The sequence below is a fragment of the Agrobacterium sp. fls2-241-TYG-188a genome (assembly GCF_030209845.1).
The window spans coordinates 373480-398101 of sequence record NZ_JARVRD010000002.1; the positions used below are offsets into that span (position 1 = coordinate 373480).

Below are 24622 nucleotides of genomic sequence, written 5' to 3' on the forward strand. Positions count from 1 at the left end.
CCTACTTCAAACGCCCGGTCTGGCCGCGGTCTCTCAAATAATGGTCGGCAACCGTGCAGGCCACCATCGCCTCGCCAATCGGCACAGCGCGAATACCCACGCACGGATCATGGCGACCCTTGGTGCGGACATCGACATTCCGGCCATCCGCATCGATGGACTGGCGCTCGGTCAGGATCGACGAGGTCGGCTTTATGGCGAAGCGGGCGATGACAGGTTCTCCTGTCGCGATACCGCCCAGAATGCCGCCGGCATGGTTGGAAAGGAAGATCGGTTTGCCGTCATTGCCCATGCGCATTTCATCGGCGTTTTCCTCGCCGGTCAGTTCGGCGGAAGCAAAGCCTTCGCCGATTTCCACGCCCTTGACGGCATTGATGGACATGAGGTTGGAGGCGATATCCTGGTCCAGCTTGGCGTAAACGGGTGCACCGATACCAGCGGGAACACCTTCTGCCACAACTTCGACCACTGCGCCAATGGACGAGCCCGCCTTGCGGATGCCATCGAGATACTCTTCCCAAACGGGCACCATGTTGGCGTCCGGGCAGAAGAAGGGGTTCTGATCGACCTGCGCCCAGTCCCAATTTTCCCGGTTGATCCTGTGCTTGCCGATCTGCACCAGCGCGCCGCGCACGTTAAGACCCGGTACGACCTTGCGTGCCAGGGCTCCAGCAGCAACGCGCGCCGCCGTTTCGCGCGCGGAAGACCTGCCGCCGCCTCGGTAATCGCGAATGCCATATTTGAGATCATAGGTGTAATCGGCATGACCCGGGCGGAAGCTGCTGGCGATTTCGCCATAATCCTTCGAGCGCTGGTCGGTATTCTCGATCATCATCGAGATCGGCGTACCGGTTGTCGTCATCGTCACACCGTCCTCGTCCAGCATGACGCCGGAGAGAACCTTGACGATATCGTCTTCGCGGCGCTGGGTCACAAAGCGGTTCTGGCCCGGCTTGCGCTTGTCCATCCATGCCTGAACTTCGGCAAGGGTGAAACGAATGCCAGGAGGGCAACCATCGATAACGCAGCCAAGCGCCGGTCCGTGGCTTTCGCCCCAGGTGGAAACGCGGAAAAGATAACCGAAACTATTATGCGACATGTAATCAGACCAAACCCGCAGCATTCCGCTTGCGGAACGCATTTCTAGAAAGAGGCGTTTTTTCATAGTGCAAAGGCTCGGTTGGCAAAAGCCCTTCTTTTGCCAATTTCGTTCCTTCACGGGCACTGGTCTGAAAGCAAGGTGTCGTTACGAAACCTTTCGCCAGGATTTGGCTGTGGCAAATGCCGAGAACTCCTCGGGAGGCAGCGGTTTGGCAAAGGCGTAACCCTGCACGATGTCGCATCCCAGTTGCCGCAGAAGAACGGCATGTTCCTGGGTTTCAACACCCTCGGCAATCGTTTCCACGCCAAGCGAATGGGCGATATCGATGATGGAGCGAACCATGGACCGTTCCTGCGGCGAGGTCAGAATCGGCATCACAAGCTGGCGATCGATCTTCAGGCGTTTCGGCTTGAGACGCAGAAGGCTGATGATCGACGTATGGCCGGTGCCGAAATCATCGATCTCAATGTCGATACCCATCGCCTTGACCCGCTCGATATTGCTTGCGGCAATATCCTCGTTCTCATCAAGGAAGATCGACTCCACAAGTTCAAAGGCGACTTCGCCGGGCTGGATTGCCATCGCCTTGAGGCTTTCGATGAGATGATCGTCGTGCAGGCGCCTGACCGAGACGTTGACCGATACGCGCGGCAGTTCGATGCCCTTTAGATGCCAGATGTTTCTGTCCTGAAGGGCGTTGCGCAGGACGATCTGGTCGATGGCGGAGACGACGTCCAGTTCTTCGGCAATCTTGAGGAACTTGTCGGGCGTTAGTATGCCGCGGGTCGGGTGACGCCAGCGGACGAGTGCTTCCACGCCGGTCAGTTCATGCGATCTTGCGCAGAACTGCGGCTGATACCAGGCTTCGAACTCGCCCTTTTCCAGTCCCGCCAGAATTTCGTCTGCCGTTCGCTTGTGGCTGACGATCTCCGCCTGAAGGTTCTGGGTGAAGAATTCGTAGCGGTTTCGTCCGGTCGCTTTCGCGCGATAAAGCGCCAAATCCGCGTTGATAAGGGTGCGGCGGGCGTCGTCAGCCGGACTTTCCCCAAAGGCGATGCCGATCGAGACGCCGCAGCGGCAGGAGAAGCCATCAAAATCGAAGGGATGGCTGAAGGCAGAAATGATTTTCGATGCGATTGCCTTGATGTTGTCCTTGTCCTGTAACTGCCGCATCAGAATGACGAACTCGTCGCCGCCGATACGCGCGACGATATCATTCTGGCGCACGCTGCTTGTCAAAATCTTGGCGGCTTGAACCAGAATGGCGTCACCCGCAGCGTGGCCAAGCGTATCATTGATCTGCTTGAAGCGATCCAGATCAAGATGCAGGATTGCAAAGCGTCCACGCTCCGGCACAGATTGCGAGGACAATGCGTCCAGTTCCTGATCGAGCTTGCGGCGGTTTGCGAGCCCAGTCAGCGGATCGTGAAGGGCATTGTGTTCGATGCGTGTCTTTGCCTGTTCGAGTTCGGCATTCTTCGCCTCTGCCTCGTCCTTGGCATTCTTCAACTGCTCCGACAACAAGACATCGGCCGTCACATCGAAGGCGATCCCGACCAGCTTCCTGCTGCCATCGCGATTGTGGTGAAGGCGCCCGACAGCCTTGACATAATGGGTTGTGCCATCGGGCAAGATAACCCGCTGCGTTACGCTGTAGTTGGGGTCATCCTCACTCAGTCCATCGCGCTTATAAGCGTTTGGTCTCTCATCGGGATGCAGGCAGGCAAGGAATTCGGCGGATGTCACATGCCGTTCGGGCTCTGGGGCCAGGCCATACAATTCGCACATGCGCTCGTTCCAGATCGCCTCGGAATAGTCATGTGTGGCTTCCCAGATGCCGCAATTGTAGGACTCCAGCGCCAGTTTCAGGCGACCCGACAGCTCCTCCAATTCGTGTTCGCGGCTGGAAAGCTCCTGCAGTGCAAGCTCCAGCTCCGCGTTTTTGATATCCGTCGTGTCTTTTGCCTCGCGCAGCTTTTTCGCCATGATCATGTCGGACGTCACGTCCCACAGGATGCCGGTTGTCTGATGCGATCCATCCGGCTTGATGTAGCTTGATCCGGCTGAGCGCAGATACCGAACGGTACCATCTGCCACGGGAACGCGGTAGACCTCAGAAGACGTCTGCTGCCCGGAAGAACAGTTGAAGAAGAAGCGGGCGGCTTTGGACCGGTCTTCGGCGACCAGAGCTGTCAGCCACTCCGTCAGCAGCAAATGCTGCTCCAGCATGGGAAAGCCGTGGAGGCTCGCGGCGCGCTCATCCAGAACGCATCGCGACGTATCGTTCTCGATTTCCCATATGCCGATGTTCGAAGAGTCCATCGCCAGCTGGAAGCGCTGCGAAAGCTCGAGAAGCCGTGTCTCACGCAGGCGGAGCGTCTTGATGTTGCGGTTTCGCTCTGAAAGCAGCAGACCTGCGACAAGGATGGGCAGAAGCATGGAAACCGATGCAATCGCAATCGTCGTGCTGACGGACTGGAAATAGGGTTTGACGGCCGCCCATCCAGAGGCTGGGGTCGCACGGATCTCCCACCTCGTGCCGGGAAGATCGACGGACTTGATCAGCGGGTCTTCGTGAAGCGGCTCCAGAACGCGGCTGATAACCTCATTGGTCACGACGTCACGAATTTCGAACCTGATGTCTGCTGTTTCCGCGTCAAGCGGAGACTTGGTGTCGTAGCCGAGCGAATGCAAAAGGCGATGGCGATCCACCACCGCAACAACGAGATCATCGTCGTTTGCGTTGGAAGGATCCGGCGGAGGCGTGGCCACCATCACCATTATTGTATCATCTGGCGAGGCCTCCAGAAGCTGACCTTCGGGAAGACGGTGCTGAGGCGGCAGGGCGGCCAGCTTAGAGAGCCGTTCCTTCAGCATTGTTTCGATCTTGTCGGTGGAAACTCCAGGCCAGTTCTGGGAAAAATAGAACCTTCGCAGCTGGAAGTCCCGTGCCAGTCCAATTGCAAGGAAGTAGTCTGCTTCGCGCAGTTGATGGGCTGCGATCTCATCCATTGCGGGCATGTCGCGGTCATCGCTGAGAGATGCGTAATGCCCGATGGAGGCCAGTTTCGCAACGTCGCTGTTCAGCCTCATGACGAGACTTTTATGCAAGAGCTCCAGGGCATATTGGGCGTGTGTTTCCAAATCCTCGCGCACCGCCGCAGCGCTTCGATGATCCATGAAGTTGAAGACACTCAGCATGATTCCAGCCATGGCCAGCGCAATCAGTGCGGCCATCACTCTTCTTCTTATGACTTCGTTAAGGCGCCCACCAATATCGGCCCAGAAATTCACGCGGTCTTATCCTTCGCAGAGACGTATTTCTTTCTGCTATACAGCTTAAAAACCAATATATTCTAAATCTGATAATGTAGATTTCGCAGGATCAATGCCCGGATCAGCAAAATATCTCGCTAGACTCGCAAACGAGATGATTTTTGTTAAATGCTTGATTAACGGTTAAAATCCGTTCATCAATTGGACAGAAAATGTCATGCTTGCGGGCGAATTCCGCCACATTCGGGAGGCAAATCTTGTTGCGTACACAACTTATCAGCAGCCTTAAGAAAGCTATAGCGATGCGTTTGATGATTGCCGCACTTATGGCCACCGCAAGTCTGTTTGCTCCGTTTAACGCTTTTTCACAAAGCGTGGATGTGGAGTCCACCATCAGCAAGGTTGATGTGAAGGGCCTGACCATCACTCTCGCGGACGGCAAGAACTACAAGGTGCCCGAGGAATTCAATTTCGAGGGACTTCAGGCTGGCGTGAAGGTCATCGTTTTCTACACGGAAGTCGACGGCAAGCGCGTGGTGGATGACCTCGAAGTCGTGCAGTAAGCTCGGACGTCTCTCAAGCGGTCGGCGGCAGGCTGATCCACTCGGCCGCGCGTTCGGTTGTTTCCACCCTTAGAATACGGTCCTGCGGAATTTGAATTTCCGCAGCCTCGTCTTTGTCCATTCCCGCGACAAGTCGGAAAATGGAGCGTATGACGCCCCCGTGGCAGACGCAGACCGTCTGCCGCTCCACGGACGAAAGCCAGGCTCCAATGCGCCAGGACAGAATTTCATAGCTTTCGGCATCCGGGCCTGGCGGAATGAAATCCCACTTTGCAGCCTTGCGTGCCCGGACTTTCTCCGGATGGGAAAGCTTCAGTTCCGGAAGTGTGTGGCCTTCCCAGTCTCCAAAGGAAACTTCAACCAGCCGCTCGTCGGTTCGATAGGCTAACGGGTCCAGACCCATCGCGCCGCGCAGAAGTTCCATGGTTTCGCGGGTACGGCCAAGCGGACTGGAAACGTAGTCGAAATCCTCGGCGGTATCGCCAAGAATGCGAATGAGCGTCCTGCCGTTTTCGACCGCTTGCGAACGACCGAAGTCGTTGAGGGGAATGTCTTTCTGGCCCTGCAGCCTGCGGATTGCATTCCAGTCTGTTTGTCCGTGACGGATGACATAGACCAGCAATTCCGCACTCCCGTCATAAAAGGCCATTCAAGGTGAATTGCGCCGGCTGAAACTCAGGCGGCGCAATGCCATTAGTCCTTTACGACAGAGATGTCCGGTGCGTCCACCGCTTTCATGCCGATCGTATGATATCCCGAATCCACATGGTGGACTTCGCCGGTCACGCCCGTGGAAAGATCCGAGAGCAGGTACAGCGCGGATTTGCCGACTTCCTCGATGGAAACGGTACGCTTTAGCGGCGCGTTATATTCATTCCACTTGAGAATATAGCGGAAATCGCCGATGCCGGATGCGGCCAGCGTCTTGATCGGGCCTGCCGAAACGGCATTGACGCGGATGCCGCGATTGCCAAGATCCACCGCCAGATAACGCACGCTCGCTTCCAGTGCTGCCTTTGCCACGCCCATGACATTGTAGTTCGGCATGACCTTTTCCGCACCGTAATAGGTGAGGGTGAGAAGCGAACCGCCATCATTCATGATCGGATCAGCCCGCTTGGCAACAGCCGCCAGCGAGTAGACAGAGATATCCATCGTGCGGTTGAAGTTGTCGCGGCTCGTGTCGAGATAACGACCGGTCAGTTCATCCTTGTCGGAGAATGCGATGGCGTGAACGACGAAATCGATCTTGCCCCAATGGGCTTCCAGATTGGCAAAGACAGTGTCGATCGTTGCAAGATCGGTCACGTCACAGTGCCCGGCCATAAACGCGCCAAGTTCCTGCGCCAAAGGTTCGACACGCTTCTTGAGCGCATCTCCCTGCCATGTGAAGGCAAGTTCGGCACCTGCATCGGCACAAGCCTTGGCAATGCCCCAGGCGATGGAACGGTTGTTTGCGACGCCCATGATGAGGCCGCGCTTGCCAGCCATCAGGCCGGATGTCTGAGCCATTGTGTGCTCCCTGTACGAAAATCGAACTTGCCTATGGCATAGGCCGAACGGCTGTTCAAGCAGGGCAGCGATCATCTCGCTCGTGTCATAGCAGAATGATAAGGTTGTTCACGGCTTTCAACATTTGCCTTATCGAGCCCGGACAGCGCTCCTTTCCGGGCAAGATGTGGGCGCTCGATTGCGCGTTGCTAGAGGTAGAGACCTTCGCGCATATGTCGCATCAGGTCCATAACCTTGGCGTCGGGGCTATCGAGAAGCACGATGCGCAACTCGACAACGAAATCACCAAAGCCGCCATTGCCGTCCTTCAACCCTTTTCCTTCCACGCGAATGGCGCGGTCGGAGCCAGACCATGCAGGAACCGCTACGCGTAACTCGCCATGCGGAGACTGCACAGGCACTTCGCAGCCAAGAACGGCGTCGGCCAGAGAAATGGGCAGGCTGGTATGGATATCGAACTGGCGGATGAGGAACGGACCGTCGCGTGAGGCGAGAAGAGTGACGACGAGATCGCCGCGCGCCGCTTCAGGAAGCTTCAGGCCCTGGCCTTTCAGCCGCACGACATGACCATCGGTCATGCCTGGCTCCAGCTGGAAGCGCACCTCCCGGTCCTCTGGCATATTGAGTGTGATCCACTTGTGCTCGATGAGATCGACGACCGATACCGTTGCTTCCGCCGTGATGTCCGGTGCCTTTTCAGGTGCAGTCGGTGCTCCACGAATGCGGCGCAGCAAGGCTGAGAAGAAGCTCGCAGCACGCAGTGATCTTGCCTTTTCACTCTGCTGCTCGGCAGTTTCCGTAGAGGCGTGCTCGTTGGATCCGTTCGTTTCGGTCTGCTTTTCCGCAGAGGAAGCCTTTGCTTTTGCATCCGCACCAAAGATGCGTTCCAGCATGTCTTCGGCTGTTTCGGGCTTGGCGCTGCCAGCCGTCGTTTCCGCCCCGGCCTGCGCGTTGCGAGCCTGCGCCTTGGCCAGTTCTTCCATCAACTTCTCAGCAGCCTTGGCGCGTTCGGCCGCCTGTCTTGCGGCGTCGCGCTGCTGCATGATTGTCTGGTCGCGCTTCTTGTTTTCAGCAGCCCGTCTTGCCTGGTCATAAAGGCCGCGCTTCTTCGGGTCCTTCAGGAGTTCATAGGCCTGACCGATTTCGGCAAAGCGCGCAGTCGCGTCTGGGTCTGTCTGATTATGATCGGGATGAACGGCTTTCGCCTGAGTACGCCAGGCAGCCTTGATTTCTTCCGACCCGGCATCCCGTTGAACGCCTAGAATAGAGTAGGGATCACGCATCCGAACCACCAATTACGCTTGTCGGTTCAGGCCAAATTCTTCCATCATGAAAAGCCTGCAACACGAAATACACCCGCTTTGAACGTGCGCGCCACCATTGCGTTGCATCGTTCGTTTCAATACGGATTTGACTGTTGCAAGAAACTGCTAATCAGACCTTTACAGCCTGCCCTTGCGGGAGGGTCCCCGGCCTGTTCCGGGAGACAGGGTAAACGCTTTATTTCTGGTTGAAGCGTGTCATCAGCCATTCGCCGGTCTCAGACAGACAGGCCTGGCCGCTATAGCTCGCGACACCTTCAAAAGAGTGGCGCGTTGTATCGAAATCACGGCAGACGAAACCACTGGTCCTGTCTTCGCGTATGGCGGTCACGACCCCTGCGCTGCCCGTTGCTGCATTGGCCCAGGGCAGGGGGGAATCGGAAATCTTGGCAAGATCCGCAGATGTCACGGCGTTGCGTATCGTCGCATCGTCCGATTGCGTCTGGGTGTTCTGATTATTTGGAACGGAGGCCGTGGAAAGCGACCGATCGACCTTTTCGCCACCAAACAAATCGAGGCTTACGCAACCGGTCAACATGGCAAGCATGCAAGCAGTTACGGAAATACCCGCGACTGAGGACAACAAGCTCTTTGTCAGACTGTTCGACTTTGCTATGACGTTCACCATCTCTAAACCAGAATCCATCTCTGGTGTGCAAATCAGCTTAAGGAGCATTTTATTTAATATGTCGGAAAGCCGGTTAACATCCAGTGACTTTACACAGGAAAATGAACCTTTCTCTCTTTTTGCAGATTGGTTGCGCGATGCCACAGCGCAGGAGATAAACGATCCGAGCGCCGTGGCGCTCGCGTCAGTCGATGAGGAGGGGATGCCAAGCGTCCGCATGGTTCTGTTGAAACATGCCGATGAGCGGGGCTTCGTTTTCTACACCAACTTCGAGAGCCGCAAAGGCCAGGAATTGCTTGGCCAAAAAAAGGCGGCCATGTGTTTTCATTGGAAAAGCCTGCGCAGACAGGTCCGTATTCGTGGTCTGGTGGAAGTGGTGAGTGACGCGGAGGCCGATGAATATTACGCATCGCGCCCGCGTGGCAGCCGCATCGGTGCATGGGCATCCAAGCAGTCGCGTCCGCTGGAAAGCCGCTTTGCGCTGGAAAAAGCTGTTGCTACCTATACCGCAAAATACGCAGTAGGCGACATTCCCCGGCCGCCCCACTGGTCGGGCTTTCGCATCCAGCCGCTGACGATCGAATTCTGGCAGGACGGCAAATTCCGTCTTCACGACCGCATCGAATTCCGGCGCGACGTGCCAGAAGGCGAATGGTCGAAGGTGCGGATGTATCCGTGAGGTTCAACCTCGTCAGGCATTTCTGATCAAGTCTGCGACATCGAAAAGATTGTCGCAGATCGCCACGCATTTCTCGCGCATTTCATCCGTTGCAGGCGCGACGTCAGGCACCATGATCGTTTGCGTCCCTGCACTCCATGCGGATTGGACGCCGTGATAGGAATCTTCCAGCGCCACGCAGTCACGGGGGTCTATGCCCAAACGTCTGGCGGCGGTCAGATAGGGCAGGGGCGATGGTTTCGGCTCGGCGTAATCGCCCCGGGCGAGGATATGATCGAAGCGCCGAAGGACGTCGAAAGGGCCAAGGTGGCGATTGACGGATTCGTGGCCCGATGACGTTGCAATGGCGCGTGGCAGACCAAGGTCATCCAGCAGATCGAGGATGTCCAGAACGCCATCCTTGAGCGCCACGCCATCCGCCATCGATATGGCCAGATGCCGGAGCCAGGCGTCGCGAAAGGTATCCATCGGAAAATCCTGGCCGTATTCCGTGCGGATGGTCTTGGTGATGACATCCCACGGGCTGCCACACACCCGTTGATAGACCTCGACAGCCATGCCATGCCCACCTTCATCCGAGGCGGCCAGAAATGAATCGCGGTAATGCTTCTCGCTTTCGATCAGCAGCCCGTCCATATCGAAGATGACCGCTTTCGGCCTGCGCAACAACGCTGCCATGAGATCAACCGAACCGAAACTGGCGCTCGCCAAGGCTTTCGAAGGGGCGGATCAGGTAGCCGTCTGGGTCAGCCACGATGAATTGTCGGTTGCCGACCTCTGTTTCGCCGCGCCTATACCATTTTTCTTCCAGCGGCAGAAACAAGGGAACGCCTGCGCGCTCCAGCCGCTCGAGAATGGCTTCCAGCGAGGGCACGATCAGTTGCAGGTTCATGCCGCGTCCGAAAGGATATTTCATCGGCCCGGTCTCATCTTCGAATGTGCGTCCTGCGCCCATCTGGTCAATCATCAACTGCGCGTCGCCCAGCGCAAGATAGGTAAAGCCCTCCTCGGGTCTTTCATAGACCACGTGAAAGCCGATGAGATCGCAGTAGAAGGAACGGCTTTTAGGCCAATCGCTGACGGCAAGTTCAGGCACAAGGGCATTCGCTGTGAAAGTCATTTTTGGCTTTGTCACCTCTGGAAATATAAGTGGTATAGCGCTCATGCGCAGCCAGAGTAACTCCATGGCATTGGAAACGTTGCAGGTTAATTTGAACACGCCGGCTATAAGGTGACGGCGCGTATCGGTGTAGCTCGGTACCGCGCATCACCGCCGAGGCGTCAGGCTTTCGTTCCGCCCACCGTGATCTGGTCCATCCGCAAATGCGGCTGGCCCACGCCGACGGGCACCCACTGGCCTGCCTTGCCGCAATTGCCAATGCCGGTATCGAGCTTCATGTCGTTGCCGATCATGGTGATGCGTTTCATCGCATCCGGACCGTTGCCAATCAGCATTGCCCCCTTGACCGGCGCGCCGATCTTGCCGTTCTCGATCAGGTAGGCTTCCGTGCAGCCGAAGACGAATTTGCCGGAGGTGATGTCCACCTGGCCGCCGCCGAAGGACACGGCATAGATGCCCTTCTTGACGGATGAGATGATTTCTTCCGGCGTCTTGTCGCCACCCATCATATAGGTGTTGGTCATGCGCGGCATCGGCACATGCGAATAGCCTTGCCTGCGCCCGTTACCGGTCGCCTTCATGCCCATCAGACGGGCATTTTGACGGTCCTGCATGTAGCCGACCAGTTTGCCGTCTTCGATCAGCACATTATAGGCAGATGGTGTACCCTCATCGTCGATGGTCAGCGAACCACGGCGGTTGTCGATCGTGCCATCGTCCACGACAGTCACGCCCGGCGCGGCCACCATTTCGCCTAGCAGGCCTGCGAAAGCCGATGTTTTCTTGCGGTTGAAATCGCCTTCCAGCCCGTGCCCAACGGCTTCATGCAGCATGACACCCGGCCAGCCGGAGCCCAGCACCACATCCATCGTTCCCGCAGGCGCATCGATGGCCGTGAGGTTGACGAGCGCCTGGCGCAGCGCCTCGTCGGCTCCACGCTGCCAGTTTTCGGTGGAAATGAAATCGCCAAAACCGACCCGACCGCCAATGCCATAAGAGCCGCTTTCTTGCCGGTCGCCTTCTCCGGCAACGACGGAAATATTGATCCGTGTCATGGGTCTGATGTCGCTAACGCGGTGCCCGTCCGCGCGCAGAATGTCGACCATCTGCCAGCTTGCGGAAACGCTGGCGGTGACCTGGCGGACCTTGGGGTCCTTGTCGCGCAGATAGGCGTCGATCTCCGTCAGAAGCTTGACCTTTTCCTCGAAGCTCGGCGCGCCAATCGGGTTTTCATCACCGTAAAGCTTCTTGTTGGTGCGTTGCGGAGCCGCGGCATAGGAGCCGGAATATCCCTTGGTGACAGCACCTACCGCATCGGATGCGCGCTTCAACGCGCCGAGGGACAATTCACCCGCATGGGCATAGCCAACGGTTTCACCAGCCACGGCACGCAGGCCAAAACCTTGATCCGTGTTGAAGCTTCCACCCTTCAGGCGCCCATTATCGAAGGAAAGGGATTCAGCCTGGGCATGCTCGACAAACAATTCGCCATCATCAGCGCCGGCCAGAGCATCGGCGACCTGGGCGCGCAGCTGTGCTTCGTCGCAATCGAATAGCGTCAGAAGATCTTGGGTCATCGCTGCCTCCAGTATACGTGTTTCAGTGTCGAGCCCAAGGCGTCAGTTGTTGCGCTTCAAGCCATCACGCATTTAAGTGGTGGCGCGTGCCCACGCAAGATCAGGCGCAAGATCAGGGTAGGGCGTCGTAGCCTTCGGCAAAGCCGCGCAGCTCGATGGGGATGCCGACACGGTCCTGATCGACCGACTCACGCAGGGCAAAGACGGCATTCTTGCCAGCCCGAAGCACCTTCAGCAGCTCGTCATCAATATCGACTTCCACGTAGCAGCCTTCGGAAAAGCAGCGCGTGAAATAGGCGCGGCCGATATTGTTGTTGTCGATGTAGAGTTCCATCCCGTCCTTAAGCAGCACGCCAAGAGGCGCGAGGATGCGGAGGATGCGGGACTTGCGGTCAGCAGTCTTGAGAATGACGACGGAGAGGCCAACCTCGGGACGGTCATCCGCAATCACGTTCTGCATCAGCGCACATTGTTCTTCGGATGCGCCAGCTGGTTTGTCGCAAATGACAGACCAGGCGCCATGCGTCGATTTTGGCGTTCCCGGCGGCTGCTGGGCAACGCCCACGGCGGGAACGGCGATGGAAAGACCGGCGGCGACGAGAAAAGCGCGCGCAATCGGGGACAGACGCATGGATACCTCTGGAATTCGAATCAGTGCGGCCATTTTGACTTCCCCTTCGGGAAAGGGAAGGGCCACGACCCTCAATTCCAAGGGAGTGCGGCCAAAATAGGACTTGATGATACGCAACATGGTCAGATCAGCGTCAGAACGACATTGCCGAGCCGCCAGCACCCTTGGCATCGGCGCATTTAACACGCGCAGGCTTTACCGTTAAAAATGCACGGGTTGCCAACCAAGGCGATATTGCGGCGAAGGACAAACTATGATTTGAAGTCTACTCTATAAGCATGGATTCTGCGTTTGAGATTGATCATGATCAAACGCGTGAGGGAGAGGTACCGTGACTAACAGGATATACGCAAGCTTGATGGGCAGTATCTGTCTGCTCACGGCTGCCGGCGCAAACGCCGATCAGCCGAAAGAGTGGCAGATGGGATTGCAGGAGGCGGCAACGCCCATCATGCACGAGATACGCTGGTTCGAACAATATACGCTCTGGTTTATCGTTCCGGTCACGCTGTTCGTGCTGGTTCTCTTGATCATCGTCGGGGTCAAGTTCCGCGCCCGTGCCAATCCGGTGCCGTCAAAGACAAGCCACAACACGGCCATCGAGATTGTTTGGACGCTCGCTCCCGTCCTGATCCTGATGTTCCTGGCGTTTCCGTCCTTCAACCTTTTGAATGCGCAGCTGACGCAGCCTGAAAATCCGGACCTGACCTTGAAGGCAACCGCGACGCAGTGGCAGTGGAACTACGAATATGCCGCCGCTGAAGGTGCTGAGCCTCTCGCATTCGACAGCTACATGCTGAAGGATGCCGATCGCGCAGCCGCCGGCAAGGACGACAAGGCACGCTATCCCCGCCTTCTGGCTGTCGACAACGAGATGGTTGTGCCTGTTGGCAAGACGGTCCGTCTTCTCGTCACCGCCGCGCCAACCGATGTTATTCACGCCTTCGCCATGCCTGCATTCGGTGTCAAGATCGACGCCGTGCCTGGCCGTTTGAACGAAACATGGTTCAAGCCTGAGAAGGAAGGTCTATACTACGGTCAGTGTTCCGAGCTTTGCGGCAAGGATCACGCCTTCATGCCAATCGCCATACGTGTGGTTTCCGAAGAGCAATACAAAACCTGGCACGATGCCGCCGCTGCCGATCTCAGCGGTGCCAACCGGGCGCTCATGGCTTCTGTGGATGGTGCTCCGCGCTCCGTTCAGGTTGCTGAAAACGAAGCCAAGTAAGGTAAGGAGTGAGGACAATGGCTGGACATTCCACACACGACGATCATCACTCGCACGACGGCCACACGCATGGACGCGAAGCGCATCACGATGACCATGCGCACCATGCGCATACGCCGACCTTCTTCCAACGCTGGTTTCTCTCAACGAACCACAAGGACATCGGCACGCTCTATCTGATCTTCGCGATCATCGCCGGCATCATCGGTGGCGGCCTGTCGGTCGTCATGCGTATGGAGCTGCAGGAGCCGGGCATTCAGATTTTCCATGGCCTCGCTGCCATGGTCTACGGTGTTCAGGGTGATGCTGCCATCGACGGTGGCAAGCACATGTACAACGTGTTCACGACGGCACATGCGCTGATCATGATCTTCTTCATGGTCATGCCTGCCATGATTGGCGGTTTCGCCAACTGGATGGTGCCGATCATGATCGGAGCGCCTGACATGGCGTTCCCGCGTCTGAACAACATTTCCTTCTGGCTGATTGTACCGGCCTTCATCCTGCTTCTCCTGTCGCTTTTTGTTGAAGGCCCTGCGGGTGCCTACGGTGTTGGCGGGGGCTGGACGATGTATCCGCCGCTCTCGACCAGCGGGATGCCGGGGCCAGCGGTGGATCTTGCGATCTTTGCGCTGCATATTGCCGGTGTGTCGTCCATTCTCGGCGCGATCAACTTCATCACCACCATTCTCAACATGCGTGCACCGGGCATGACGCTGCACAAGATGCCGCTCTTTGCCTGGTCCGTGCTTGTCACCGCCTTCCTTCTGCTGCTTTCGCTTCCGGTTCTGGCCGGTGGCATCACCATGCTTCTGACGGACCGTAACTTCGGCACCACCTTCTTCGCACCTGAAGGCGGCGGCGACCCGATCCTGTATCAGCACCTGTTCTGGTTCTTCGGTCACCCGGAAGTCTACATTCTGATCCTGCCCGGCTTCGGCATTATCAGCCACATCGTGTCGACCTTCTCCAGAAAGCCGATCTTCGGTTACCTCGGAATGGCTTATGCCATGGTCGCCATCGGTGCCGTCGGCTTCATCGTCTGGGCGCACCACATGTATACGGTCGGCCTTTCGCTCGAAGCGCAGCGCTACTTCGTTTTCGCAACCATGGTGATTGCGGTGCCCACGGGCATCAAGATCTTCTCCTGGATCGCGACGATGTGGGGTGGCTCGCTCACCTTCACGACGCCTATGATCTGGGCCATCGGCTTCATCTTCCTGTTCACGGTCGGTGGCGTCACCGGCGTACAGCTTGCCAATGCCGGTCTCGACCGCTCTCTGCATGACACCTATTACGTCGTGGCTCACTTCCACTATGTTCTGTCGCTCGGTGCCGTGTTTGCGATCTTTGCTGGCTGGTACTACTGGTTCCCGAAGATTACCGGCTACATGTACAACCAGGCAATCGGCAACCTGCATTTCTGGGTCATGTTCTTCGGCGTGAACCTCATTTTCTTCCCGCAGCACTTCCTCGGTCTTGCCGGTATGCCACGTCGCTATATCGACTACCCGGATGCCTATGCGGGCTGGAACATGGTCTCGTCCTACGGTTCCTACATCTCGGCTGTTGCTGTCCTCATCTTCCTCTTCGGCGTCTGGGAAGCCTTCGCCAAGAAGCGTGTGGCTGGCGACAATCCATGGGGTGAAGGTGCAACCACGCTGGAATGGCAGCTGTCTTCTCCGCCGCCATACCACCAGTGGGAACAGCTTCCCCGTATCCGCTGAGGCATTTTGTCTAGGCGTGTATATGATCTGAACATGATAAATGTCAGTTTCACGCTTGGATAAAACATAAAGGAGCGCCGCAGGAATGCGCGGCGTTTCCCCATGAAGGCAGGAAAAATGACCGTAATCGACAATCGCGACACGCTGGAAATGGACGGCCTTGTGCTGTCTGAGGCGGGTGCGCGCGATTATTTCGAACTGCTGAAGCCCCGCGTCATGTCGCTGGTGGTCTTCACCGGTTTTGCCGGTTTGGTGCTGGCACCGGGCAGCATCAATCCGATACTGGCCGTCGTCGCCATCCTCTGTATCGCCGTAGGTGCGGGCGCTTCGGGCGCTCTCAACATGTGGTATGACGCGGATATTGATGCGGTCATGACACGCACTGCAAAGCGCCCTATACCCTCCGGCCGCGTCGCGCCGGGCGAAGCGCTGGCCTTCGGCCTCACGCTGTCGGTCTTTTCCGTTGCCATTCTCGGTCTTGCGGTCAACTGGTTTGCGGCCGGTCTTCTGGCCTTCACCATCTTTTTCTACGCCGTCGTCTACACCATGTGGCTGAAGCGTTCGACGCCGCAGAACATCGTCATTGGCGGTGCGGCAGGCGCGTTTCCGCCCATGCTGGGCTGGGCATGCGTCACGGGTGATGTATCGCTCGACAGCACGATCCTGTTCCTCATCATCTTCATGTGGACGCCAGCGCATTTCTGGGCCCTGGCTCTCTTCAAGATGCGCGACTACGGCTCCGTTGGCATCCCCATGATGCCAAATGTCGCCGGTGAACGCTCGACCAAGAACCAGATGATCGCCTATGCCGTGGTCACGGCAATCGTGGCCGTAGCGCCTTACTTCACAGGTCTTGCCGGTGCGGGATATGGCATATTTGCCGCCGTCCTCAGCGCCATATTCATCTACTGTTCGATCTCCGTCCGGCGTATGCCTGATGGAGACGAGCGGATGATGCAGGCGAAAAAAATGTTCGCCTATTCCGTCTTCTACCTCTTTGCAATCTTCTCCGCCTTGTTGGCAGACCACGTTGCACCGTCATTCATGACGCTCATTCCGGGAGCAGCGTAATGGAAACCATCAAGCTGAATGATGCACAGAAACGTTCGCGGCGCGGTCGCAATATCGCGCTTGGCGTTCTGCTCGCCGCCCTGGTCGTGTTGTTCTACATCATAACCATTATCAAAATCGGCGGCTTTTAAAGCCGGAACGTGGGAGGAGGAGACATGGCCGGAACCGAGACGAGGGCGAAGACGAAGAAGACGAGCAACAGCTCCATTCTCGTTCTATGCACGGTATTTGTCTGCGGCATGGTCGGCATGGCCTACGCCTCTGTGCCGCTTTACCGCCTGTTCTGCCAGGTCACCGGCTATAACGGCACCACCCAGCGCGTCGAGCAATATTCGGACGTCATCCTCGACAAGCGGATGAAGGTTACTTTCGACGCCAACACATCGACGGGTCTCAACTGGGATTTTCGCCCGGTGGACAGACAGGTTGAGCCGAAGATCGGTGAGACCATTCAGGTGACGTTCAAGGCAACAAATCGTTCGCCTGTCGCCACGACCGGTAGCGCCGTATTCAACGTCACGCCCATGGAAGCCGGGGCCTATTTCAACAAGGTACAGTGCTTCTGCTTTACCGAGACGACGTTGCAGCCAGGCGAAACGCTCGAAATGCCCGTCGTTTTCTTTATCGATCCGGAGATCGTAAAGGCTCGGGAAACCAAGGGCATCCATACTTTGACGCTGTCCTACACCTTTTATCCGTCCAAGACGGAAAAACCGGTTGCGTCCTTGCCGGTAAAGACTGAACGTGACGAAACAAAACTTTGAGAGAGGGAGGTGCGGCCTTTAAAGGTCGCGCTGCATAGCGTGGCCCTGATCAAGGGTCACAGCATCGAATGAGACTAGGGAAGAGCCTGCGGGGATCGATCACATGGCAGACGTACATCAGAAGAAACATGACTACCATATCATAGACCCCAGCCCATGGCCGCTACTGGCATCGGTGGGTGCATTCTTTCTTGCCTTTGGCGGCATCTGCTACATCCGTTATCTCAACGGCAGTTCCTTCAAGCTGTTTGGGTTGGAATGGGCGCATCCGTGGCTGTTCTTCGTGGGTCTGGCGATCGTGCTTTACACCATGTACGCCTGGTGGGCTGACACGGTAAAAGAAGGCCACGAGGGACATCACACCCGCGTCGTGTCGCTGCATCTGCGCTACGGCATGATCATGTTCATCGCTTCGGAAGTCATGTTCTTCGTGGCATGGTTCTGGGCCTATTTCGATGCAAGCCTTTATCCGCACGAAGCCATTCAGGCTGCGCGGGTCGAATTCACCGGTGGGCAGTGGCCGCCCAAGGGCGTCGAAGTTCTCGATCCATGGCACCTGCCGCTCTACAACACCGTCATCCTGCTTTTGTCAGGGACATGCGTCACCTGGGCGCACCATGCCCTTCTGCACAATGACCGCAAGGGTCTGATCAGCGGCCTTGCGCTGACGGTTGCGCTGGGTGCCTTCTTCTCCTTCGTGCAGGTTTATGAATACATGCACGCGCCGTTCGACTTCAAGAATTCGATCTATGGGGCGACGTTCTTCATGTCCACGGGTTTCCATGGCTTCCACGTCTTCGTGGGCACCATCTTCCTGCTGGTTTGCCTGTTCCGCGCCATTGCCGGTGATTTCACCGCCAAGCAGCATTTCGGCTTCGAAGCTGCAGCCTGGTACTGGCACTTCGTTGACGTGGTGTGGCTGTTCCTGTTCTTCGCAATCTACGTCTGGGGCGGCTGGGGCGCGCCACTGGCACACTGAGATAACGCGATCAATGAAACAAAGGGCGGCACGTGCCGCCCTTTGCTTTTCTGCGACCACATGGGGAGGATATGATGACGCAGGAAGACGAGGGGCTCTATCCGCCGGTTGATCCGGTGAAGGTCGGCCTGCGGGGCTGCTGCCCGCGTTGCGGCCATGGTCGCCTTTTTGAAGGCTTTCTCAAGCTGAAGCCGAAATGCAGCGCCTGCGGCCTCGATTACGCCTTTGCCGATGCGGGAGAAGGGCCAGCGGTCTTCGTCATGCTCATCGTCGGTTTCTTGATTATCGGTCTTGCCCTGTGGTTCGACGCACGCTTTGCGCCACCGGTCTGGCTGCACGCCTTGATCTGGATTCCGACGGCCATTATCCTGTCTCTTGTTCTGCTAAAGAAGATGAAGGGCATCATGATCGCCCTGCAGTATCGCAATAACGCAAGTGAAGGCAGGATCGATCGTGGTTGACAGTGCCATTTCCAAACCGTCGCACAGGAGTTTGTGGTTTGCAGCGCCGCTTGTGCTGATGGCCCTGATCATTCTTGTTGCGCTCGGCACATGGCAGGTTCAGCGTATGTTCTGGAAGGAGGCCTTGCTGGCCGATATCCAGCAGCGCATTCATGCAGCACCGTCGAGCCTTGAAGACATCGAACGGCTGAATGCATCAGGTGGAGATATTGAGTACCGGAAAATCTTGGTTTCCGGCACATATGACCATGGCAAGGAGCAGCATTTTTTTGCGACCTTTCAGGGTCAGACCGGCTATTACATCTACACGCCGATGCACCTCACAGATGGCCGCAATATTTTCGTCAATCGCGGCTTTGTCCCCTATGAGATGAAAGAAGCGTCAAAGCGGGCGGAGGGCGAAGTTGCCGGTGTTGTCTCGGTAGAAGGCCTGACGCGGGCGCGCCTTGCTGCGAAACCGTCCAGCCTGCTGCCGGAAAACGATCTGGGCAAGAATATCTATTATTGGAAAGACTGGTCGGCCATGGCCAGCCAGGCGAACATAGCACCATCCGAACTCGTGCCATTTTTTGTCGATGCCAATGATGCGCCCAACCCCGGCGGCTGGCCCAAGGGTGGTGTAACGCTGATTGATCTGCCGAATAATCACCTTCAATACGCGATAACGTGGTACGGACTGGCACTCGCCCTTGTCATCGTGGTCGGTTTTGCCTATGTCCGGGGCTCAAGAAAAACGGGAGGCTGAAGGAGAAGGAATGAATATTGCCGTTTCCAAACCGCCTCTGACGATCAGGCTTTGCGGCCCGCGAGGCTTCTGCGCAGGCGTGGACCGCGCCATTCAAATCGTTGTTCTGGCTCTCAAAGCCTATGGCGCCCCCGTCTATGTACGGCACGAGATTGTTCACAATCGCTATGTCGTTGAGGGACTGGAAGCCAAGGGCGCGATTTTCGTCGAGGAACTGAACGAGATTCCCGCCGAGCACCGCCAGCAACCGGTGGTCTTTTCAGCCCATGGCGTTCCGAAATCCGTGCCGGAAGACGCGCAGGCGCGCAATCTCTTCTATCTCGATGCCACCTGTCCGCTTGTTTCGAAGGTCCATAAGCAGGCCATGCGGCACCAGCGCCTGGGTCGCCATGTCATTCTCATCGGTCATGCCGGTCACCCCGAGGTTATCGGCACCATGGGACAGTTGCCGGAAGGCACTGTTTCGCTCATCGAAACGATCGAGGATGCTGGGCGCTACGAGCCTGTCGATGCGGAAAATCTCGGCTTCGTGACGCAGACGACATTGTCGGTTGACGATACGGCAGGCGTTATTGCCAAGTTGCAGGAACGCTTCCCCGCTATGCAGGCGCCAGCCGCCGACAGCATCTGCTATGCCACCACCAATCGTCAGGATGCCGTGAAGCAGGCCGCGCCGGGTTGCGACCTGTTTATCGTGGTCGGAGCGCCGAATTCGTCCAATTCCAAGCGACTCGTAGAGGTTGCTTTGCGCGCGGGTGCCAAACGTTCGGTCCTGGTGCAGCGCGCCAGCGAAATCGAATGGGACATGATCGGCGATATCGAGACATTGGGCCTGTCTGCCGGTGCTTCCGCACCCGAAGTCATTGTTGACGAGATCATCCAGGCCTTCAAGTCACGCTATGAAACGACACTCGATCTGGCAGTGACCGTGGAAGAAACAGAGCATTTCCTCGTCAATCGTGAGCTGCGCGATATCGAGCTCACCTCGCAGGACATGGCGTTCGTCAATGGCAGCGCCAGCGATGCCCTGCCACCCAAACCGTCGAGCGGCGTCTGATCGCTCGACGTCGTAGTCCCTCAGCCTGCAAGAGATCATAAATTGGCAGTTTATACGGATATCAGCGAAGACGATCTGAAAGACTTTCTCGGCCAGTACGATGTTGGCGAACTGACGTCCTACAAGGGTATTGCCGAAGGCGTCGAAAACACCAATTTTCTTTTGCACACCACCAGGGATCCGTTGATTCTCACGCTTTACGAGAAGCGCGTCGAGAAATCCGATCTTCCGTTCTTTCTGGGTCTGATGCAGCATCTGTTCGCAAAGGGCCTTTCGTGCCCGCTGCCTCTGCCACGCAATGACGGTGAACTCCTGGGGGAACTCTCGGGTCGCCCCGCCGCCCTGATTTCCTTTCTCGAAGGCATGTGGCTTCGCAAGCCGGAAGCACGCCATTGCCGGGAAGTGGGCAAGGCGCTCGCTGCCATGCATCTGGCCGGGGAAGGTTTCGAAATCAAGCGTCCCAATGCGCTCTCCGTCGAAGGGTGGAAGACGCTTTGGGACAAGTCTGAAGCGCGGGCTGATGAAGTCGAAAAAGGATTGCAGCAGGAAATCCGCGCCGATCTCGATCATCTGGCCGCAAACTGGCCAAAGCACTTGCCAGCTGGCGTCATTCACGCCGATCTCTTCCAGGACAATGTGTTTTTCCTGGGCGACGAACTGTCTGGGCTGATCGACTTTTATTTCGCCTGCAACGACTTCCTTTCCTACGACGTGTCCATATGCCTCAACGCCTGGTGCTTTGAGAAGGATGGGTCTTACAATGTCACCAAAGGCAAGGCGCTGCTGGAAGGCTACCAGTCCGTTCGTCCAATGAGCGCGGACGAGCTTGATGCCCTGCCGCTTCTGGCGCGCGGTTCTGCCCTTCGCTTCTTCCTGACGCGGCTTTACGACTGGTTGACGACGCCGGAGGGCGCGCTGGTGGTGAAGAAGGATCCGCTGGAATATCTGCGGAAATTGCGTTTTCACCGGGCGGTCGGTCACGTGGCCGAATATGGGCTGTCGGTAGAATGAAACATGTCGATATCTTCACCGATGGTGCCTGTTCCGGCAATCCGGGGCCGGGAGGCTGGGGTGCCGTTCTGCGCTATGGCGATGTGGAAAAAGAGCTTTGCGGCGGCGAGGCAGAGACCACCAACAACCGAATGGAGCTGATGGCGGCGATCCAGTCGCTCAACGCCCTGAAAGCGCCCTGCGAGGTCGATCTCTACACCGATAGCGCCTATGTAAAGGATGGCATCACCAAGTGGATTTTCGGCTGGAAGAAGAAGGGCTGGAAAACTGCCGATAACAAACCGGTCAAGAATGTCGAGCTGTGGCAGGCGCTGGAAACTGCCCGCGAGCGCCACAAGGTTACCCTGCACTGGGTGAAGGGCCATGCCGGGCATCCGGAAAACGAACGTGCCGATGAGCTTGCCCGAAAAGGCATGGAGCCCTTCAAACGGCGGTAATGGACGGGTGCTTTAATGGGGTTGCGGGAAAACGACGCTCACCTATTCTGCCCCGGCTCCAATCGAGAGAGCTGATTTGTCCGCAAGGCACTGCCAAAGCGGGCGCGACAAAAAGCCTGAAATCATCAGGCATGAGAGGGACATCCATGATCTTGCATTGCGTTTTCATACGCTTCAAATCGGCGGCCACAACGTCCGAAAAACAAGCCATCTTCGAGGCGATTGCTGACCTGAAAGATGTCTTCCCCGGCATTATCGAGGTCAAGTACGGCCAGAATGTCTCGTCAGAGGGCCTGAATGGTGGGTTTCTCGATGGCTTCATCGTCAAGCTGGAAACAGTCGAGGCGCGAGACGAATATCTCGCCCATCCGCAACATATGGAAGTCGGCGAGCGCCTGATCGGGCTGACCGACGGCGGAGCAGCCGGCTTGCTCGTCTTTGATATGGCGGCCTGAACTTAAAAGGCGTTGGAAAATGGTCCCCGGCGCAAGGCTGGGGACCGCAACAATCACAGTTGCTCAATCATGGTCGCAGCGGAGGAAACGGTCGCCTGACCAGGGTTTTCCTCGATATTGAGCGACTTCACGACACCGTCTTCCACCAGCATGGAATAACGCTTGGAGCGTACGCCGAGGCTACCGGCGGATAGGTCGGCATCCAGACCCAGCGCCTTCGTAAACGACGCATCCCAATCTGCCAGAAAGTGAATCTTGCCCTGGCCACCGGAAGCCTGCGCCCAGGCACCCATGACGTGCCAATCGTTGACGGCCACTACGGCGATATCGTCAACACCGCGGGCGAGAATGGCGTCACGGTTTTCGAGGTAGCCGGGAAGGTGGTTGAGGGTGCATGTCGGCGTGAATGCGCCCGGAACGGCAAAGACGACGACTTTCTTGCCGCTGAACAGCGCGTCGGTCGTTGTTTCAACCGGGCCGTCTGCAGTCTTTTCCTTGAATGTCGCGGATGGCAGCTTATCGCCGATATTAATGGTCATAATCTCGCTCCTGTGGCAATGATCCGGCGCGACTATAGAGTATTAAATCATTAACTTGCCAGAGATTTTCCAACCAACGTCACTGCGGAAAGTCCAGCGGCGCTTCCATGACTTTCTGGCCGGATTTGACCAGAATCGTCCAACGCTGACCCTTGGGGTTATAGGTTTTCGGCAGGCCTTTAATGTTCATGTAGAAGGTTAACTTGCGTTTGTCCCGCACCATGTTCTGTGGCTCGAAATAGGCGTAGCCGGAGGGGCCGGCGACGAAGATTTCGGTTTCTTTCGGCGCATCTTCAGGCAGCCGCAATTCAACGCCCAGAAGCGTCTTGTCAGGCGTAATGTGGAAGTTCTGGACCTTGAAGTCTTCCGTTGCTTCTTCCGGCAGGGTCGCTTTTGCCGCCTCTATCGCTTCCACCTCATCGGGCTTGGCGGATTGACCATGATCCTTGCGGATGTCGAAACTGGCTTCGAAGGGAATGCAGATGTTGAGGCATACACCGATGAACGCCGTCAATTTTGCATTGGCCTCGTCAGAGCCCGGCTGTGCCTGGAGCACGAAGGGCAGGCTGACGGACCGGTCATAGCCGATGTCTTTCATCTCGCCGTTCTCGATCAGGTCCGGCACGGGGAAGGAGAGGGAGGTCAGCGTTGCGCCGCTTGAAGGCTCAAGCGTTATTTTTGGCGGAATGCCCGCTTCGCCGGGTTCTCGCCAGTAGGTGATCCAGCCCGGTTTCAACTCTATCTGCAAAACCGCATCTATCCGACCGGTCTGGTCTGCGGGAAGGCTGATGACGCGCATTCGCCCGCCTTCGCTTTGTTCCCATGGGGTCGTGTCGGCATTGGCCGGGGTGGATGTTCCTGCCAGCGCCAGAAGGAGAGCGATGGGGGTGACAGATGCACGAGCGAAGGTGGAAAGCTTGGATGTCATATTTTCGGTCTAGCCTAACATGCACTGTCGGACCAGTTACGATTTTAATTGAATCATCATTTTCGGTTGATTGATTGGCGTCTATGCCGCATCCTTGCCCAATGACCAACATGATGCCGTACCTGCTTGCTGCAGAGTACCGCAGACCGGAGGCGCAAGTGACCTATTCAACCCTCATGGACAAAAAAGAAAGAGGCTTTCTGGACGGCCACTTTCTCATTGCGATGCCGGGACTGGAGGGCGGCTCGTTCGAGCGTTCCGTGGTCTATATCTGCGCTCATTCCAATGCCGGTGCCATGGGCTTCATCATCAACCGGTCGCAGCAGATCACGTTTACCGATGTGTTGCTGCATCTCAAGATGATGGATCGCAACGACGCCATCATGCTGCCAAACCGGACGCGGGAGTTTCCCATCCAGTGCGGCGGACCGGTGGAGTCCGGCAGGGGCTTCGTGCTGCATTCGGATGACTATAGCAGTGAATCCAGCATACCCGTGAGCGACGATATCTCGCTGACCTCGACGCTCGATATCGTTCGGGCGATTTCCAGCGGGCGTGGCCCAGACAAGGCGACCATGCTGCTGGGCTATGCGGGCTGGGGACCCGGTCAGCTCGAAAATGAGATTGCCAGCAACGGCTGGCTCAACTGCCCCGCATCGGAAGAATTGATTTTCGACAGAACGCTCGACAACAAGTATGAGCGAGCTTTGGGGCTAATGGGCGTAGATCCGCGCATGTTGTCTGCCGAAGCCGGGCACGCATGAGATAAATAAGAACGGAACCAAACCCGCGTCGTTACGTTTTTCCTTC

27 protein-coding genes are annotated in these 24622 nt (G+C 57.0%); 15 read left to right on the plus strand and 12 right to left on the minus strand.

Annotated features, from left to right (window positions below):
* Position 1 precedes the first annotated feature (1 nt).
* Together aroC and QRN85_RS08540 are read right to left on the minus strand one after the other, a co-directional pair.
* Positions 2 to 1099, minus strand: coding sequence for a chorismate synthase (gene aroC, locus QRN85_RS08535; protein ID WP_284757466.1), 1098 nt, complete (start codon positions 1097 to 1099; stop codon positions 2 to 4).
* A gap of 147 nt (positions 1100 to 1246) precedes the next feature.
* Positions 1247 to 4339 carry a bifunctional diguanylate cyclase/phosphodiesterase gene (locus QRN85_RS08540; RefSeq protein ID WP_284757467.1) on the minus strand — a complete coding sequence of 1031 codons (3093 nt, stop codon included), beginning with the start codon at positions 4337 to 4339 and terminating at the stop codon, positions 1247 to 1249.
* A gap of 341 nt (positions 4340 to 4680) precedes the next feature.
* On the opposite strand from QRN85_RS08540, the gene QRN85_RS08545 reads away from it, so the two are divergent.
* Complete coding sequence (locus QRN85_RS08545) at positions 4681 to 4941, plus strand: DUF1344 domain-containing protein (RefSeq protein ID WP_113169716.1); 261 nt, start codon at positions 4681 to 4683, stop codon at positions 4939 to 4941.
* Positions 4942 to 4954: 13 nt separating this feature from the next.
* Here the strand turns inward: QRN85_RS08545 and QRN85_RS08550 are convergent, their stop codons facing one another.
* The 4 genes from QRN85_RS08550 to QRN85_RS08565 form a co-directional block, all read right to left on the minus strand.
* Positions 4955 to 5563 (minus strand): histidine phosphatase family protein, encoded by a 609-nt coding sequence (locus tag QRN85_RS08550; RefSeq protein WP_284758807.1) that lies wholly within the window; start codon positions 5561 to 5563, stop codon positions 4955 to 4957.
* A gap of 71 nt (positions 5564 to 5634) precedes the next feature.
* Positions 5635 to 6453 (minus strand): enoyl-ACP reductase FabI, encoded by an 819-nt coding sequence (fabI, locus tag QRN85_RS08555; RefSeq protein ID WP_112963981.1) that lies wholly within the window; start codon positions 6451 to 6453, stop codon positions 5635 to 5637.
* A gap of 188 nt (positions 6454 to 6641) precedes the next feature.
* Positions 6642 to 7736, minus strand: a complete 1095-nt coding sequence (locus QRN85_RS08560) for a DnaJ C-terminal domain-containing protein (protein ID WP_113093908.1) — start codon at positions 7734 to 7736, stop codon at positions 6642 to 6644.
* Between the two features lie 217 nt (positions 7737 to 7953).
* Positions 7954 to 8313, minus strand: coding sequence for an RT0821/Lpp0805 family surface protein (locus tag QRN85_RS08565; protein WP_244475420.1), 360 nt, complete (start codon positions 8311 to 8313; stop codon positions 7954 to 7956).
* A gap of 148 nt (positions 8314 to 8461) precedes the next feature.
* On the opposite strand from QRN85_RS08565, the gene pdxH reads away from it, so the two are divergent.
* Positions 8462 to 9082: a pyridoxamine 5'-phosphate oxidase gene (gene pdxH / locus QRN85_RS08570; protein ID WP_062586684.1), complete on the plus strand. Its 621-nt coding sequence runs from the start codon at positions 8462 to 8464 to the stop codon at positions 9080 to 9082.
* Between the two features lie 12 nt (positions 9083 to 9094).
* On the opposite strand, the gene QRN85_RS08575 is transcribed toward pdxH, so the two are convergent.
* From QRN85_RS08575 to QRN85_RS08590, 4 genes are all read right to left on the minus strand, one after another.
* Positions 9095 to 9760, minus strand: coding sequence for an HAD family hydrolase (locus QRN85_RS08575; protein WP_284757468.1), 666 nt, complete (start codon positions 9758 to 9760; stop codon positions 9095 to 9097).
* A gap of 4 nt (positions 9761 to 9764) precedes the next feature.
* Positions 9765 to 10202, minus strand: coding sequence for a bleomycin resistance protein (locus QRN85_RS08580; RefSeq protein ID WP_062586686.1), 438 nt, complete (start codon positions 10200 to 10202; stop codon positions 9765 to 9767).
* A 161-nt stretch (positions 10203 to 10363) separates the two neighbouring features.
* The gene (gene tldD, locus QRN85_RS08585) at positions 10364 to 11779 is read right to left on the minus strand and encodes a metalloprotease TldD (RefSeq protein WP_284757470.1); all 1416 of its coding nucleotides are present in this window, start codon (positions 11777 to 11779) and stop codon (positions 10364 to 10366) included.
* 112 nt (positions 11780 to 11891) lie between these two features.
* A complete protein-coding gene (locus QRN85_RS08590) occupies positions 11892 to 12410 on the minus strand; it encodes an invasion associated locus B family protein (RefSeq protein ID WP_113219346.1) in 519 nt (172 codons plus the stop codon).
* Between the two features lie 358 nt (positions 12411 to 12768).
* Here QRN85_RS08590 and coxB point away from each other — a divergent pair, with 358 nt between their 5' ends.
* The 12 genes from coxB to QRN85_RS08650 all read left to right on the plus strand — a co-directional run bounded on the left by coxB (position 12769) and on the right by QRN85_RS08650 (position 22345).
* Positions 12769 to 13638: a cytochrome c oxidase subunit II gene (gene coxB, locus QRN85_RS08595; RefSeq protein ID WP_113093903.1), complete on the plus strand. Its 870-nt coding sequence runs from the start codon at positions 12769 to 12771 to the stop codon at positions 13636 to 13638.
* Between the two features lie 17 nt (positions 13639 to 13655).
* Positions 13656 to 15365: a cytochrome c oxidase subunit I gene (ctaD, locus tag QRN85_RS08600; RefSeq protein ID WP_284757473.1), complete on the plus strand. Its 1710-nt coding sequence runs from the start codon at positions 13656 to 13658 to the stop codon at positions 15363 to 15365.
* Between the two features lie 117 nt (positions 15366 to 15482).
* Positions 15483 to 16436 (plus strand): heme o synthase, encoded by a 954-nt coding sequence (locus QRN85_RS08605; protein ID WP_062587217.1) that lies wholly within the window; start codon positions 15483 to 15485, stop codon positions 16434 to 16436.
* Positions 16436 to 16567 (plus strand): cytochrome c oxidase system small membrane protein, encoded by a 132-nt coding sequence (locus QRN85_RS08610; RefSeq protein ID WP_062586690.1) that lies wholly within the window; start codon positions 16436 to 16438, stop codon positions 16565 to 16567. The genes QRN85_RS08605 and QRN85_RS08610 overlap by 1 nt, the downstream gene beginning before the upstream one ends.
* Before the next feature lie 24 nt (positions 16568 to 16591).
* On the plus strand, positions 16592 to 17200 hold the full coding sequence (locus tag QRN85_RS08615; RefSeq protein ID WP_284757477.1) for a cytochrome c oxidase assembly protein: 609 nt from the start codon (positions 16592 to 16594) through the stop codon (positions 17198 to 17200).
* Between the two features lie 103 nt (positions 17201 to 17303).
* Positions 17304 to 18179: a cytochrome c oxidase subunit 3 gene (locus QRN85_RS08620; protein ID WP_062586692.1), complete on the plus strand. Its 876-nt coding sequence runs from the start codon at positions 17304 to 17306 to the stop codon at positions 18177 to 18179.
* Between the two features lie 74 nt (positions 18180 to 18253).
* Positions 18254 to 18640: a DUF983 domain-containing protein gene (locus QRN85_RS08625; protein WP_062586693.1), complete on the plus strand. Its 387-nt coding sequence runs from the start codon at positions 18254 to 18256 to the stop codon at positions 18638 to 18640.
* A 58-nt stretch (positions 18641 to 18698) separates the two neighbouring features.
* Complete coding sequence (locus QRN85_RS08630) at positions 18699 to 19385, plus strand: SURF1 family protein (protein WP_284758810.1); 687 nt, start codon at positions 18699 to 18701, stop codon at positions 19383 to 19385.
* Between the two features lie 10 nt (positions 19386 to 19395).
* A complete protein-coding gene (gene ispH, locus QRN85_RS08635) occupies positions 19396 to 20442 on the plus strand; it encodes a 4-hydroxy-3-methylbut-2-enyl diphosphate reductase (RefSeq protein WP_062586695.1) in 1047 nt (348 codons plus the stop codon).
* 42 nt (positions 20443 to 20484) lie between these two features.
* Entirely contained in the window at positions 20485 to 21453 is a 969-nt protein-coding gene (locus QRN85_RS08640) for a homoserine kinase (RefSeq protein WP_113169727.1), read from the plus strand.
* On the plus strand, positions 21450 to 21890 hold the full coding sequence (gene rnhA / locus QRN85_RS08645) for a ribonuclease HI (RefSeq protein ID WP_062586697.1): 441 nt from the start codon (positions 21450 to 21452) through the stop codon (positions 21888 to 21890). The genes QRN85_RS08640 and rnhA overlap by 4 nt, the downstream gene beginning before the upstream one ends.
* Before the next feature lie 146 nt (positions 21891 to 22036).
* The gene (locus QRN85_RS08650; RefSeq protein WP_284757481.1) at positions 22037 to 22345 is read left to right on the plus strand and encodes a Dabb family protein; all 309 of its coding nucleotides are present in this window, start codon (positions 22037 to 22039) and stop codon (positions 22343 to 22345) included.
* Between the two features lie 53 nt (positions 22346 to 22398).
* On the opposite strand, the gene QRN85_RS08655 is transcribed toward QRN85_RS08650, so the two are convergent.
* Positions 22399 to 22884 carry a peroxiredoxin gene (locus tag QRN85_RS08655; protein ID WP_112963970.1) on the minus strand — a complete coding sequence of 162 codons (486 nt, stop codon included), beginning with the start codon at positions 22882 to 22884 and terminating at the stop codon, positions 22399 to 22401.
* A gap of 79 nt (positions 22885 to 22963) precedes the next feature.
* Entirely contained in the window at positions 22964 to 23812 is an 849-nt protein-coding gene (locus QRN85_RS08660; RefSeq protein ID WP_284757482.1) for a protein-disulfide reductase DsbD domain-containing protein, read from the minus strand.
* Positions 23813 to 23970: 158 nt separating this feature from the next.
* On the opposite strand from QRN85_RS08660, the gene QRN85_RS08665 reads away from it, so the two are divergent.
* On the plus strand, positions 23971 to 24576 hold the full coding sequence (locus QRN85_RS08665; protein ID WP_112964127.1) for a YqgE/AlgH family protein: 606 nt from the start codon (positions 23971 to 23973) through the stop codon (positions 24574 to 24576).
* The last annotated feature ends 46 nt before the right edge of the window (positions 24577 to 24622 follow it).

Coding starts and splice junctions, on each gene's coding strand:
- QRN85_RS08540 (WP_284757467.1), bottom strand. CDS start 4,339: ATGGCCGCACTGATTGCGCTGGCCATGGCTGGAATCATGCTGAGTGTC.
- QRN85_RS08620 (WP_062586692.1), top strand. CDS start 17,304: ATGGCAGACGTACATCAGAAGAAACATGACTACCATATCATAGACCCC.
- ctaD (WP_284757473.1), top strand. CDS start 13,656: ATGGCTGGACATTCCACACACGACGATCATCACTCGCACGACGGCCAC.
- QRN85_RS08580 (WP_062586686.1), bottom strand. CDS start 10,202: ATGACTTTCACAGCGAATGCCCTTGTGCCTGAACTTGCCGTCAGCGAT.
- rnhA (WP_062586697.1), top strand. CDS start 21,450: ATGAAACATGTCGATATCTTCACCGATGGTGCCTGTTCCGGCAATCCG.
- QRN85_RS08605 (WP_062587217.1), top strand. CDS start 15,483: ATGACCGTAATCGACAATCGCGACACGCTGGAAATGGACGGCCTTGTG.
- QRN85_RS08565 (WP_244475420.1), bottom strand. CDS start 8,313: ATGTTGACCGGTTGCGTAAGCCTCGATTTGTTTGGTGGCGAAAAGGTC.
- aroC (WP_284757466.1), bottom strand. CDS start 1,099: ATGTCGCATAATAGTTTCGGTTATCTTTTCCGCGTTTCCACCTGGGGC.
- QRN85_RS08610 (WP_062586690.1), top strand. CDS start 16,436: ATGGAAACCATCAAGCTGAATGATGCACAGAAACGTTCGCGGCGCGGT.
- QRN85_RS08660 (WP_284757482.1), bottom strand. CDS start 23,812: ATGACATCCAAGCTTTCCACCTTCGCTCGTGCATCTGTCACCCCCATC.
- QRN85_RS08590 (WP_113219346.1), bottom strand. CDS start 12,410: ATGCGTCTGTCCCCGATTGCGCGCGCTTTTCTCGTCGCCGCCGGTCTT.
- QRN85_RS08630 (WP_284758810.1), top strand. CDS start 18,699: ATGGCCCTGATCATTCTTGTTGCGCTCGGCACATGGCAGGTTCAGCGT.
- QRN85_RS08545 (WP_113169716.1), top strand. CDS start 4,681: ATGCGTTTGATGATTGCCGCACTTATGGCCACCGCAAGTCTGTTTGCT.
- tldD (WP_284757470.1), bottom strand. CDS start 11,779: ATGACCCAAGATCTTCTGACGCTATTCGATTGCGACGAAGCACAGCTG.
- QRN85_RS08575 (WP_284757468.1), bottom strand. CDS start 9,760: ATGGCAGCGTTGTTGCGCAGGCCGAAAGCGGTCATCTTCGATATGGAC.
- QRN85_RS08655 (WP_112963970.1), bottom strand. CDS start 22,884: ATGACCATTAATATCGGCGATAAGCTGCCATCCGCGACATTCAAGGAA.
- pdxH (WP_062586684.1), top strand. CDS start 8,462: ATGTCGGAAAGCCGGTTAACATCCAGTGACTTTACACAGGAAAATGAA.
- ispH (WP_062586695.1), top strand. CDS start 19,396: ATGAATATTGCCGTTTCCAAACCGCCTCTGACGATCAGGCTTTGCGGC.
- QRN85_RS08625 (WP_062586693.1), top strand. CDS start 18,254: ATGACGCAGGAAGACGAGGGGCTCTATCCGCCGGTTGATCCGGTGAAG.
- QRN85_RS08615 (WP_284757477.1), top strand. CDS start 16,592: ATGGCCGGAACCGAGACGAGGGCGAAGACGAAGAAGACGAGCAACAGC.
- coxB (WP_113093903.1), top strand. CDS start 12,769: ATGGGCAGTATCTGTCTGCTCACGGCTGCCGGCGCAAACGCCGATCAG.
- QRN85_RS08650 (WP_284757481.1), top strand. CDS start 22,037: ATGATCTTGCATTGCGTTTTCATACGCTTCAAATCGGCGGCCACAACG.
- QRN85_RS08560 (WP_113093908.1), bottom strand. CDS start 7,736: ATGCGTGATCCCTACTCTATTCTAGGCGTTCAACGGGATGCCGGGTCG.
- fabI (WP_112963981.1), bottom strand. CDS start 6,453: ATGGCTCAGACATCCGGCCTGATGGCTGGCAAGCGCGGCCTCATCATG.